Source organism: Succiniclasticum ruminis DSM 9236, from assembly GCF_900112895.1.
Taxonomy (GTDB): domain Bacteria; phylum Bacillota; class Negativicutes; order Acidaminococcales; family Acidaminococcaceae; genus Succiniclasticum; species Succiniclasticum ruminis.
The window spans coordinates 51,509-64,128 of sequence record NZ_FONL01000002.1 but is presented as its reverse complement, the minus strand read 5'-3'; the positions used below and the strand labels follow the sequence as shown (position 1 = coordinate 64,128).

General features: G+C 49.8%; 10 protein-coding genes. All 10 read right to left on the bottom strand.

Annotation, left to right across the window (positions count from 1 at the left end):
- Entirely contained in the window at positions 1-1,554 is a 1,554-nt protein-coding gene (locus tag BM159_RS02270) for a hypothetical protein (RefSeq protein WP_093912646.1), read from the bottom strand.
- Positions 1,551-2,462 (bottom strand): UDP-N-acetylmuramate dehydrogenase, encoded by a 912-nt coding sequence (gene murB / locus BM159_RS02265; RefSeq protein WP_177205860.1) that lies wholly within the window; start codon positions 2,460-2,462, stop codon positions 1,551-1,553. The genes BM159_RS02270 and murB overlap by 4 nt, the downstream gene beginning before the upstream one ends.
- A 1-nt stretch (position 2,463) precedes the next feature.
- A complete protein-coding gene (locus BM159_RS02260) occupies positions 2,464-2,799 on the bottom strand; it encodes a YlbF/YmcA family competence regulator (protein WP_093912645.1) in 336 nt (111 codons plus the stop codon).
- A 57-nt stretch (positions 2,800-2,856) separates the two neighbouring features.
- A complete protein-coding gene (locus BM159_RS02255; protein ID WP_093912644.1) occupies positions 2,857-3,891 on the bottom strand; it encodes a M15 family metallopeptidase in 1,035 nt (344 codons plus the stop codon).
- The gene (locus BM159_RS02250) at positions 3,888-4,679 is read right to left on the bottom strand and encodes a carbon-nitrogen family hydrolase (protein WP_093912643.1); all 792 of its coding nucleotides are present in this window, start codon (positions 4,677-4,679) and stop codon (positions 3,888-3,890) included. Before BM159_RS02250 ends, BM159_RS02255 begins: the two co-directional genes overlap by 4 nt.
- A gap of 18 nt (positions 4,680-4,697) precedes the next feature.
- Entirely contained in the window at positions 4,698-5,273 is a 576-nt protein-coding gene (locus BM159_RS02245; protein WP_093912642.1) for a YqeG family HAD IIIA-type phosphatase, read from the bottom strand.
- Entirely contained in the window at positions 5,270-6,865 is a 1,596-nt protein-coding gene (locus BM159_RS02240) for a sensor histidine kinase (protein WP_093912641.1), read from the bottom strand. The genes BM159_RS02245 and BM159_RS02240 overlap by 4 nt, the downstream gene beginning before the upstream one ends.
- A 17-nt stretch (positions 6,866-6,882) precedes the next feature.
- Complete coding sequence (locus tag BM159_RS02235; RefSeq protein ID WP_093912640.1) at positions 6,883-7,596, bottom strand: response regulator transcription factor; 714 nt, start codon at positions 7,594-7,596, stop codon at positions 6,883-6,885.
- Positions 7,597-7,842: 246 nt separating this feature from the next.
- The gene (locus BM159_RS02230; RefSeq protein ID WP_093912639.1) at positions 7,843-8,514 is read right to left on the bottom strand and encodes a C40 family peptidase; all 672 of its coding nucleotides are present in this window, start codon (positions 8,512-8,514) and stop codon (positions 7,843-7,845) included.
- Between the two features lie 312 nt (positions 8,515-8,826).
- The gene (locus tag BM159_RS02225; protein ID WP_093912638.1) at positions 8,827-12,606 is read right to left on the bottom strand and encodes a phosphoribosylformylglycinamidine synthase; all 3,780 of its coding nucleotides are present in this window, start codon (positions 12,604-12,606) and stop codon (positions 8,827-8,829) included.
- Positions 12,607-12,620 lie beyond the last annotated feature (14 nt).

The window sequence follows — 12,620 nt, the reverse complement described above, 5'->3', positions numbered from 1 at the left end:
TTACGAAAATACCATATTCATAAAAGCATCTTCACTTATGTAACGCGGGTCAAAAGGTTCCAGGTGCAGTACATCCTGAATTACAGCAGTTCGTTCCGCAATAGTTTTAGTATTAATGTGGACCTTTTCCGCATAGGGAACCACATCCAGCAGGAATGTCTTCGTTATCTTCATATAATTTTCCAGTACTGACAGCGCCCATATCATATAATCTTCATCCCTGAAACAGGCTATGGGGCGAAGGTCATAAAAATCCCCCCACATCTGTGTAAGGTTCTTCCGGTCCTGCCATGACAGATGCAGCAGTTTGCCAAACTGCGAAAGGAACTGATGTACCGGGTCATCTATTCTGATTGCTGCGGGTTTATACTTTTTCGCCTTTTCGGAAGGATGGACCAGCTGCATGACCGTATCCGGAATCCCTGCATAGGCAACCATATGCATAACAAGGGCCGGATTGGCATTAACAAACTGCTCCCAGTCCGCATCAGGATGGGCAACCCTGTAATATGCAAGAAATTCCGAAAGACGGTTGTAAAGGGCTTTTTGTACGGGCGGCGCTACAATAACGCTGCGAAGATATTCGGTGATCAGGTTGCCGTCCTCAAACACATGGGCAATACACAAAAGATTCCGAATGTCCACGGTCTCGTCAACTGGCAGGCTCAGTTCTGAAATACTTCCTGAAAAAAAGTCCCTGCAGCTGAACCACCCGTCAGCTTCTTCTCTTTCGATGGTAAAAACCATCAGCTGGATCTTCCGCATCGATGCCAGAAGCTCGGTCAGAGCCTTATTGGTTTTGCCATATTGAGGATCCGGGTGATTCTTGTAATACATATAAAAATGTTCGATCGGTCTTTCGTCCGTATCCCTTAAATGGTAATCAAAAATAAAATATTCCCAGAAGGATGCAAACAGTTCCGGTCTTTCCATATCCGTTTCCGGTTCCCTGTCCGTACCGAAAAAGGCATAACTGGCGCGGCGCCGGTCCAGGCTGAAGCGGGCATCGCCAAAATACTTTTGCATCATATCAGACAGTACGGCAAGCTTTTGCCCCAACTGCATGAAGACTTTCGTTTCCAGATCGGGCTCCCGGTTGGTACGGAAATTCTCATATTCTTCCGGTAGGGATCCGTCATTCCGGAACAGCAGCAGTCTGCCATCCGTCCCCAACAGCTTCAAACGGCATTTAGCCGGTGCCGTATCACTGCTTATGGCCTTTTTCTGCTTTAAAAAAGTCAGCAGGCGCTGGATAACAGACAGGAAATAATCTACATTGTCGTAATCCAGCTCAAAATCGCCGATATTCCGCTGGCACCAGCTGATGCAATAAATAAAATCCTCGGCGGTCATGTCACCGATCCGGTAAGATGTGTTCCCGCAGTAAATCAGCAGGTACATGACCTGCTGCCAAATTTCCAGCAGTTCATCATCTGAAGCGCCATGAAAGGCCTCTGTCCTTAAAAACTGCTCCGCATATCTTCGTTCCAGGACTGTATTCCAGCCTTCATCGTCATTGTATAATTCGTTAATCACGTCGTAAATATTTGTCATTCTTCTCCTAAAACCAAAACTTCAGGTACTAAAGCAACATTATAATCTTCCAGAATTTTATTCCGGATATATTCAATCAGCTGCAATACATCTGCAGCGGTAGCATGATCCGCATTGACAATGAACCCCGCGTGTTTGACGGAAACTTCTGCCCCGCCGATACGGAAGCCTTTCAGTCCGGACTGTTCCACCATCTGCCCGACAAACCGCCCTTCAGGACGTTTGAAAGTACTGCCGGCGCTGGGAATATCCAATGGCTGCTTGCTGATACGGCGCTGGCTGAAATCATCCATTTTGGCCAGTATCGCTGCCTTGTCGCCCTTGTTTACCCGCAATGTTACTGTAAGTACAATAGAATCTGAATTTTGCAGCGCAGAATGACGGTATGAAAAATCCAGATCATTCCTGTCCAGCGTTTTTATTTCCCCGGTCCGTGTCATTACCTGGACGGATACCACCGTATCTTTCATTTCCCCGTCGTAAGCGCCGGCGTTCATAAAGACGGCGCCACCGAGACTGCCGGGGATACCAACTGCGAATTCCATGCCTGTATATCCGGCTTCTCCGATGATACGGCAGCACTGTGCCAGGGATACGCCGCTGTCAAAGACAAAAGTTGCTCCGTCCTGTTCCCAGCGCTTCAATGCATTGCCGAGTTTCAGTACAATACCGCGGATACCCTTGTCCCGGACTAAAAGATTGGAACCGTTCCCTATCACCGTCAGCGGGGTCTGTTCCTCCCGGGCAATGCGCAAAATTTTTCGAACATCATCCAGGTCCGCGGGAATCACCAGCGCGTCGGCCGGACCGCCGATATGGAACGATGTGTGTGCCGACATGGGCTCATCCAGACGTACCTGACCGGCAATTTCTGATTTTAAACGAGAAAGAGTGTTCTGATTCAGCATTTTATTCCGCAACTTCCTTTACCACATCCGTAATGGTCTTTGACACATCCTGGAACATCAGCTGGAAACGCTGGAAGGCGTTCAGATAATTCACTGCCAGCGGATTCAGGCTAAGAGTCCGCATCATGTCATTGAACTGCGCTTCCTTTTCCGCCGGAATTTCTTTTTTCTGGTAACGCGCAATCTCTACTTCCTGCCCCAGCTGCATGAACCGGGCGATAAGCGCTTTGGTATCCGGTTCCGCGGATAATTTTTCCTTTGCTTCTTTTAACACGGCAAACTCACGGGTTGCCCGCATTTCCCTTGCCAGTTCGTTCGCACAATCATATACTGTCATCGTTTTTTCCTCCGTACAGAAATATCAATTTACATACGTCAAATATTTTAGCACATTTTATTTTATCTGCCCATAGGGAATATTCAGATGTTGCCATCTGACCGTATCACCAAGCGTAAAATGCCACCATTCTTCTTTACCCTGGATAAAACCGCATTCCTTCATCACTGCAGCCAGCATATCCCGTAAGTTGCGCTGCCTTTCCGTGCCACCGGTGAAGCCCGGATACTGGCGGACAGATACTTCATCAAAATCACTGATCATGTTCACAGCTACCCCGGTTTTCAGGTCATACAGGCTTACATCCACTGCGCGTCCTGTGTTACGGTCTTCCCCTTTATCGGGTGCAGGCAGCATGCCTTTCCTATCTTTCGGCAGCAGGTCGGAAGCAAGTTTGGACACATACCAGGGCCGGTAACCTTCCCAGACCAACAGGCCATATCCCCTCGCGGCCAGCTTTTCGGCTGCCTTTTTCAGCGCAGAGGCCGTTTCCGCTTCCGCAAAGGCTTCCGTTGCTTCAAAAAGAGGAACCCCAAATATATTGTTTGAATCCGCATAACGCAAATCAAATTTAACGTTGGGAACGGCGGACCGGATACGAACGAGCCGGCCCTGCTGCCCCTGCTGCAGCTTTGCCGGCATAACAGCATTGGGCGCAGTGTCTTTCAGAGACTGATAATCAGCGTTCCCTTCAATCCGTGTTACTTTGCTGCCTTCTCCGGGGAAAAAATCCCTGGTAAAACGCTTGCCGCCAATCTTGCAGACAATCCCGTTGCCGTCTGAATCCCGTTCAAAATGGACAGCAGCTTCTGCGGAAAGCAACGGGCCTTCCTCATTCATCGAATAAGAGTCAAAGTGAACTTTTTTCAGCGGAAAAATATTAGCATAGCTGAAATCCCTGTCTTCCGGATCCGTGTTGTAAACAATCTGCAAAATGCCCTTTTCTTCCCGCAGCAGAAAAACTGAAGCGTTTCCGTAATACAGGCCTAAAAGGGAATTCACGTCTTTCGGCACTGCTTTTGCCGCCCGGGAAACAGGCAGCATGGAAAAAAGTGAGAGAGCCAGGATTATGGACAGAGAAATAATTTTCATTTATTCTCACCCGGTTTTTGAATCGTAAAGCGCACATCAGTCAGGGCATTCAACGTCCTGCGCACCTTTGCTACCCTTTCCAGATCGATTTCCGCATAAATTATCTCTTCGCTGCTGCCGCCTTCCGCAAGGATATTGTTCATCGGGTCGACGACGCGGGAATGCCCGTAAAAAGGATCTCCCTTAAAAGTGCCGACACAATTCACTGCCGCCACATACACATGGTTCTCAAAAGCCCGGGCGCGGGACAGCAGATCGAACCCGTCACCCCTGCGGGAAGGCCATTCAGCGGGACAGACGATCAGCTGCGCGCCCTGCAGTGCCAGATAACGGTAAAACTCGGGAAAACGCAAATCGTAACAAATCGTAGATCCGCAACAGACACCGTCCAGGTCAAACACATCAAAGGCATCCCCGGGAGCAAAGAACTTTTCTTCTTCAAACATGCCGAACAGGTGCGCTTTACCGTATTGGTGAACAATCTTTCCTTCTTTGTTGATCGCCGGAATCATATTATATACCAGTCCGTTTTTCAGAACCGGCAGCGAACCGGGCAATAATGAACACTGATACTTCACGGCAATCCCGCGCAGTGTTTCCACCAGCGGGCTGTCCAGTGACACAGCTTCTTCTTTAAGATGCCCCAGCGAATATCCGGTCGTCCAGATTTCCGGTAAAATAACCAGATCGCTCTGCCTTGCCGCTTCTTCCAGAAGCGTAAGACCATGCTTTGTATTCCCCGCACAGTTCCGTTCTTTGATTTCCATCTGGACCAGCGCTAATTTCATTTTTCAAACCTGCTTTCTTTAAATATCTTTATCTTCTTCGGGAAGAATTTCCTTTTTCGTCAAATACCAGGCAACCCACTTTTCCAATAGCCGGAGCACCTTTGTGCCGATGAAATCATTCCTGGTAATCGGGCGCAGCCAGGCTGCAGGAAAGTTATACCAGTGAGCACCCAGTACATCGGTGAACAACTGGTCACCGGCAGCCAGGACAGCTGCGGACTGCGTCACGGCATCAACATTAAGTGATTTATGAGATTTGCCCAGCAGGCGGATTGCTCCGGCATAGGCCCGGGGAAAAGGTTTTCCCGCCCAAGTCAGGACAGGGATCTGCAGTCCGTTATCGGTCAGCTGCTTTTCAATTGCGTTCGTCCTTTTTCCCCCGTTATTGGTAGCCAGTACAACCACAATATCCTGTTGCTGCATCCTGACCAGCCAGTTTATGTACGCTTCCGGTACAACGCTGCTGTTACGGGGCAGTAAAGTGTTATCAATATCCGCAAGCAGGACCTGGTACTGATGCCTTTTCATCCACTCCGGGGTGATTTTTACCAGCGAAGAAAACCGGTATTCAGGATTTAACGTTTCCAGCATCATGACCGCCTTTCCTCACAGACGACCGTCTCTGCAGGGAACGTTATTACAAAACGGGTCCCCATACCCATCTGCGAGAAAACTTCGATCTGCGCGCCGTGCATACGCACGATTTCTTTGGCGATAGCCAGTCCCAGCCCCGTGCCTTTTAAAGAACTCTGGGCATGGGATTTGTCCACTTTATAGAAACGTTCAAAGATAAACGGCAGGTCTTCTTCCGGAATCCCCGGACCGTTATCCACTACGCTCATTTCAACGGAGCCGTTTGTCTGCAGCTTTGTTTCATAGCGTACATAACTTCCTTCCGGCGAGTACTTGATTGCGTTGTCGCCCAGTAACAGAATCAGCTGGACAATCTGGTCACCGTTGCCCAGAATCTGTAAGTCTTCTTCCAACTGCAACTTTAACGTAATATGTTTCGGTTCCGCTTTCACCTTCAGTTTTTCCGCAACATTACGGATAATCTCGGCCAGGGGCAGCGGTTCCGTATCGGAGACTTTCAGTTTTTCGGCCGATTGCAGACGGCTGATGTCCAGCAACCCGCGCACCAGCCTTTCCAGTCTGGTTGTTTCGCTTCCAATCAGATCGCAGTAACGTTTATTCGGGTCACCGGTTTCCAGGCTGTCACTGACAATATCATTATAGCCCCGGATGATTGTAATGGGCGTCCGCAGCTCATGGGACACATTGGCCACAAAGTCGCGGCGGATTTTTTCCATACGCGCCAGCTTGCCCAGGTAATTACTCAATTCTGTACTTAAATGATTGATTGCTTTGCCGAGCTCGGCAACTTCGTCTTCGCTTTCAACCTCTACCCTGCGGGAATAATTGCCTTTGGCGATGGCAATAGTGGCGTCTTTCATGGAAAGCAGCGGTTTAACGATCTGCCGGGACAGGCTCCGTACCATAAACAAACTGAGCAGCAGTCCCAAAAGGCCGACAATAATCGTGAAAATGTACACGTTGCGCAAAAAACCGCCGAAACCGCTTAAAGGCTCCGCCATCAGGATTGCGCCCCGGGGATGGAGTTTATCCCCATAGGGTACGCCTACAAGGATTACCTGCTGTTTAAAATATGGGTGGTAAATCTGGGAACGCACACTTTCCCCACGGTAAATGTCTTTCAATATCTTATTAACATTACGGGAAACCTGGCCGCGTTTGATTTCTTCCGAAAGACGGGTCGTGTATTCATATACAGGTATGCGGTCCGCAGGGGCAGGCATGGAAACGTCCGGCTTTCCGGTTCCGACTTTGTTGCTGCCGGACTCTGTTTTGCCTGCGGCATCCACATCAGCGGCGATATTGGAAGCAGCCAGCAGATTATAATCATTATCGAACAGCCAGACGCGGGCGCCGACCAGCCTGTCTACCGCGATGAGATAGCGCATCAGCATATACCGGTTGTTATCTTTTGTTACAAAGTATTCCACGGTATCTGCCATCTCATGACCTTTCTGGGCCAGTTCTTCTTCTTTAATTTTAAAAAAGTAATCCGCGATTAAATAGGAAGTACCGGCTGTGATACCGACCACCACAATAACGATGATGGCCATAAAGCTGTACATCAGCCGGGTACTCAGGGATTTATTCACACTGCACCTCAAAAAAATTATGCCTTGGCAGGTTCAGCCGGTTTCTTTTTCAACTCAAACTTGTAGCCTACGCCCCAGACCGTTTCAATATCCCAGGAGGAATCTTTCGGAATTGCCAGTTTCTGCCGGATGCGTTTAATGTGGGTATCCACGGTACGGGTATCCCCGAAATAAGTATAACCCCAGATGGATTCCAGCAACTGGTTGCGGGAAAACACCTTGCCCGGCGAGCATGCCAGGTAATACAGCAGTTCAAACTCTTTCGTGGTAAATGTGACCGGTTTGCCCCATGCAGTGACCTGCATCCGTTCCCTGTCAATAGTAAGACCTTCGTACTCCACCTTCCGTTTGTCGCTCAGTTTCTGGAAACCGCCGGAACGGCGCAGCACGGCTTTAACGCGCGCTACGACCTCACGCGGGTTAAAGGGTTTGGTAATGTAATCGTCAGCACCCTTTTCCAATCCGAGGATGCGGTCGTCATCCTCATCCTTGGCTGTCAGCATAATAATCGGAATATCGTAGCGACGGCGAATCTCTTCGCAGGCCGTTATGCCGTCCAATACAGGCATCATGATATCCAGCAAGACCAGGTCCGGTTTTTCCTTTTCAATCATCGACAGGGCCTGCTGCCCATCTTCTGCTTCTACGACCGCAAATCCTTCCTTGTCAAAATACACGCGCAGAATCTCCCGGATCTGGGGTTCATCATCCGCAATCAAAATTTTAGACATAGCTTTCTCCTTTACTCTGTTTATAAATCAAAAAACAAACATGACCGCGTCTGTTGAAATAAAGCAATGTTTTCACCCCTTCTTTCAGTACATATTATACAATATAAAAGACGCGGAAAACAGAGCCAACGGTTTCATCTCACAAAAGATTTACAAAAATGTCGAAAAAGCGTCACAGATAAACAGAAAAACAGGCAAACCCGGAAAGGTCTGCCTGTTCAAAACCGTAATTACACATATGCCTGATCAATTGTACACTCTGCCGGCTCCAAGATATCTGGCGCCCCAGTAACCGGTGAAAACATCCGCAACGGAAATGCCCTTACTGCTTGAGGCATGAATAAATTTACCGTCCCCGACATAAATACCTACATGGGAAGGTCCGGGGCAATAGGTTTCGAAAAATACCAAATCGCCTGTCCGCAGGTTTCCCCTGGAAATATGGGTAACAGCCTCATACTGGGTATCTGCCATACGCGGCAGGGATATACCGGCCCTGCCAAACACATAACACACAAAACCGGAACAGTCAAAGCCGCCGGGAGACATACCGCCGAACATATAAGGAACACCCAGCATGCTGTAAGCTGTTTTAAGGATGGTGCGGGTCATCATGTGATTACCGTAACGGTCGGGAGGCATTTCTTTATTCATCAGGTTACGGTACGTAGCATCATTAACTATGCCGTCAGCATTCAAACCTTTGGCCGCCTGAAAATCCTTTACCGCTTTTTCCGTAGCAGGACCGAACACACCGTCAACAGTCCCTACGTTAAACTGGAGAGCTGCCAACTGTTTCTGGATATCAATCACTTCCGGACCGCGGTCACCAACCGCAAAATCAGCAAACGCTGTTGAAAACGAAAAGCAGGACAACACAGCAGCTGCAACAATCGTAGCAAGCTTCTTAAAACTCATTTAGACACCTCTCAGATAATTTGTTTTCCAATTTCTGAGATACATAAAAAAACAGGTAAAAGCAACTAAACAATTACTGCAATTTTATATAAATCTCCAAAATGTATATTCCTATAGTTCACATTATAACACATTTTTGACAAAAGTTTGTGAACTTTTGTAATTCGAAAGGCACGTTTTGACAGAAAGATGTCTATGTGACGTCAGTTTGCGCAACCGACAACCATGCATGTTTGAGACGTTTCTATTGAGAATTTTTGCTTTTTATAAAAAACTCCGCGCAATTCAAATTGTGAACTTTACTGATAATCATTATTTAAAGTACTTTACGCCGCTTTCAAAAATATACTGCTCTTTTTCACCGTAAATATTTTGCATCAGGCCGGGAATATATCGTTCGCTGTGACCCATTTTACCCAAAATGCGTCCGTCCGGACTGGTGATGCCTTCGATGGCATACAGGGAGCCGTTGGGGTTCTCCGGACTGTTCATGGTGGGATTGCCGTTCAGATCCACGTATTGTGTAGCTACCTGCCCGTTCCGGAACAATTCGCGAATCGTTTCGGCCGGCGCATAGAAACGGCCCTCACCATGGGACACGGCAATGGCATGCACATCTCCCGGCTCCGTCATGTTCAGCCAGGGGGATTTGTTGGAAGTGATACGGGTATAAACCATCTGGGACACATGGCGCCCGATGGTGTTGAAGGTCAGCGTGGGCGAATTCTCTTCCAGCGGACGGATTTCACCGTAAGGCACCAGTCCTAATTTGATCAACGCCTGGAAGCCGTTGCAGATACCCAGCATCAGACCATCGCGATTCTGCAGCAGATCGTTCACCGCTTCGGCAATGCGCGGATTCCGGAACATGGTGGCAATGAACTTGCCGCTTCCGTCCGGTTCATCACCGGCGCTGAAGCCGCCCGGCAGCATGATGATCTGGGATTCTTTGATCCCCTTCACCATCGCCTGGATCGTTTCTTCGATAGCCTGGGCTGTCAGGTTTCGGATGATGAATATTTTGCTTTCCGCCCCTGCCAGATCAAAGGCCCGGGCCGTATCGTATTCGCAGTTCTGTCCCGGGAAGACGGGAATAAACACTTTCGGTCTGGCGATGTTCACCGGTGCCGTTAATGGCAGTTCCCGTTTATACAACGGCTGCTCAAGTAAATCTTCCGGTGTTTCGGATACCGGCGCTTTGGCCGGGAAAATGGGCTCCAGTGTTTCGGTGTAAGCTTTTACCAGTTCCGCATTCGTCAGGGTAATATCGTTTACCGTAATATCCGCGTTGTCCGTAACGGTACCCAGCGGCAGGCAGTCCAGTTCGCCGAACAGCGTATCCAGATCGGCATCTTTCGCTACTTCCAGCAGCATGCCGCCGGGCTGTAGCGTAAACAGGCTTTCTGTATGGGGGAACGGTTTCACAAAACGGAAACCCAGCGCGTTGCCCAATGTCATTTTGGTAATGCCCGCGGCAATGCCGCCTTCTTCTACAGCGGCCGCCGCTTTGATTTTCCCGTCAAGAATCAGCTGATGTACCCTGCGCAGGTTTTTCCGCAATGCTGCAAAGTCCAGTACATCCCCTTCCAGCAACGGCGTGCTCAGGAACACGACTTTGTCCCCGGCTTCCTTAAATTCGCTGGAAACCGCTTTTCTTCCGTCAATGACATTCACCGCAAAAGATACCAGCGTAGGAGGTACATGCAAATCCATAAAGCTGCCGGACATGCTGTCCTTGCCGCCTACCGCCGGAACCTCCATACTGTTCAGTACCGTGTTGGCGCCTAACAGCGCGGCAAAGGGCAGACCCCAGTCCGCTTTGGCTCTCATGCCCTGGAAGTATTCCTGCAACGTGAAACGAATGGTGTCGGGGTTCGCCCCTAAGGCAACTGCTTTCACCAGCGACTGCGTAACCGCATACATAGCGCCATGGAATGGGCTCCAGCAGGCCACTTCCGGATTGTAACCGTGGGTCATGAGGGAAGCCGCGTCGGTGTGCCCGTGCAATACGGGAATCTGGGCCACCATGCCTTCCGCCGGCGTCAGCTGGTATTTTCCGCCAAACGGCATTTCCACCGTAGCTCTGCCAATGGTGGAGTCAAACCGTTCGCTCAGGCCTTTTTCGCTGCAGACATTCAGCCGGCTTATATTTTTCAGCCAGGCGTCTTTCAGATCCGATGCCTTTTCTACAACCTCCGGCGTCTTATCAAACACAGAGGCGCCGGTAATATCTTTCACTAATACTTCCGCATGCTGGGCCACGCCGTTGGTATCCAGGAACTTGCGGGAGATATCTACAATCTTATCCCCCCGCCAGTACATGACGAGACGGGGTTCCTCCGTAACTTCTGCCACAATGGTGGCTTCCAGGTTTTCTTCATCTGCAAACTTGGTGAATTTTTCCCAGTCTTCTTTCCGGATCACAACCGCCATACGTTCCTGGGATTCGGAAATAGCCAGTTCCGTTCCATCCAGACCGGCATATTTTTTGGTTACTTTGTCCAGATTGATCTTCAGCCCTTCCGCCAGTTCGCCGATCGCTACGGAAACACCGCCGGCACCGAAATCGTTGCAGCGTTTTATCAGCACCGTGACTTCGGGATTACGGAACAGGCGCTGGATCTTTCGCTCTGTTGGCGGATTACCCTTCTGCACTTCTGCGCCGCAGGTTGCCAGGGAGTCAACCGTATGCTCCTTGGAGGAACCGGTTGCCCCGCCGATTCCGTCACGGCCCGTACGTCCGCCCAGCAGTACGATGATATCACCTGCCGCCGGACGCTCCCGGATCACCGCGCTCTTGGGAGCAGCACCCATGACCGCACCGATCTCCATACGTTTGGCCACAAAACGGTCGTGATAATATTCCTGCACCTGTCCGGTGGCCAGACCAATCTGATTGCCGTAGGAAGAATAACCGGCCGCCGCCCCGATGGTCAGCTTGCGCTGGGGCAGCTTACCCGCCAGCGTTTTTTCAATGGGCGTACGGGGATCGCCGGCGCCGGTAATACGCATCGCCTGATACACATAGGCACGGCCTGACAGCGGATCGCGGATGGCGCCGCCCAGACAGGTAGCCGCGCCGCCAAAGGGCTCGATTTCCGTGGGATGGTTATGCGTCTCATTCTTAAACATAACCAGCCAGTCTTCTTTCTTTCCGTCAATATCCACCGGAACAACGATAGAACAGGCGTTGATTTCCTCAGAGTCATCATTGTCCGGAAATTTGTTTTCTTTCTTTAATTTTTTCGTAGCGATGCAGGCCATGTCCATCAGGGTGATGGGACGGTCGGTTTTCTTTCCGTACACTTTGTCCCGGATGGACAGATACTGTTTAAAGGCGTCTTCAATGGGTTTCGTGTAATATCCCGGCTCAATCTCCACCTTGTCCAGATTGGTCATAAAGGTGGTGTGACGGCAGTGATCGGACCAGTACGTATCTAACACGCGTACTTCCGTAATGGTAGGTACACGCTTTTCGTCTTCCTTAAAATATTTCTGGATCCACAGCAGATCTTCCACACTCATGGCCAGCCCCAGATTTTTCTGCATGGCGGCAATGTCCGCTTCCGAAAGATCCAGAAAGCCTTCCAGCCGTTCCACGTCCGCCGGTTCTTCCCAGGTATCTTCCAGCGTCTCCGGCTTTTCCAGCGCCGCTTCCCTGGCTTCAATGGGATTCACCAGATATTTTTTTACTTTTTCAAATTCAGCATCGGTCAGGCTGCCTTTTAACACATACACCTTGGCAGCAGCCACCAGCGGTTTTTCTTTCTGGGTAATCAGCTGGATACACTGGGCTGCGAAGTCTTCCCGCTGGTCATACTGGCCGGGCAGCAGTTCTACCGCAAATACTTTTTCATCGGCAGCGGTCGCCAGTGCTTCCATCACCGTATCAACAGGCGGTTCGGACAAAACTAACTGTAACGCCTGTTCAAATTCTTCATCCGTAAGGCCCATCACGTCATAGCGGGCCAGTATGCGGACTTTTTCCAGTCCGTCCATCAGCAGATTATTCTTCAGGTCTGCCAGCAAACCTTTTGCTTCTACGGCAAAGGCGTCCTTCTTCTCTACATAAATACGTCTGATCTCACTCATTTTCCGGCCTCCGT

Excerpts from the sequence above, each read along its gene's own strand:
- BM159_RS02245 (WP_093912642.1), bottom strand. The coding sequence starts at position 5,273 with ATGATGCTGGAAACGTTAAATCCTGAATACCGGTTTTCTTCGCTGGTA.
- BM159_RS02235 (WP_093912640.1), bottom strand. The coding sequence starts at position 7,596 with ATGTCTAAAATTTTGATTGCGGATGATGAACCCCAGATCCGGGAGATT.
- BM159_RS02225 (WP_093912638.1), bottom strand. The coding sequence starts at position 12,606 with ATGAGTGAGATCAGACGTATTTATGTAGAGAAGAAGGACGCCTTTGCC.
- BM159_RS02260 (WP_093912645.1), bottom strand. The coding sequence starts at position 2,799 with ATGACAGTATATGATTGTGCGAACGAACTGGCAAGGGAAATGCGGGCA.
- BM159_RS02270 (WP_093912646.1), bottom strand. The coding sequence starts at position 1,554 with ATGACAAATATTTACGACGTGATTAACGAATTATACAATGACGATGAA.
- murB (WP_177205860.1), bottom strand. The coding sequence starts at position 2,462 with ATGCTGAATCAGAACACTCTTTCTCGTTTAAAATCAGAAATTGCCGGT.
- BM159_RS02250 (WP_093912643.1), bottom strand. The coding sequence starts at position 4,679 with ATGAAATTAGCGCTGGTCCAGATGGAAATCAAAGAACGGAACTGTGCG.
- BM159_RS02255 (WP_093912644.1), bottom strand. The coding sequence starts at position 3,891 with ATGAAAATTATTTCTCTGTCCATAATCCTGGCTCTCTCACTTTTTTCC.
- BM159_RS02230 (WP_093912639.1), bottom strand. The coding sequence starts at position 8,514 with ATGAGTTTTAAGAAGCTTGCTACGATTGTTGCAGCTGCTGTGTTGTCC.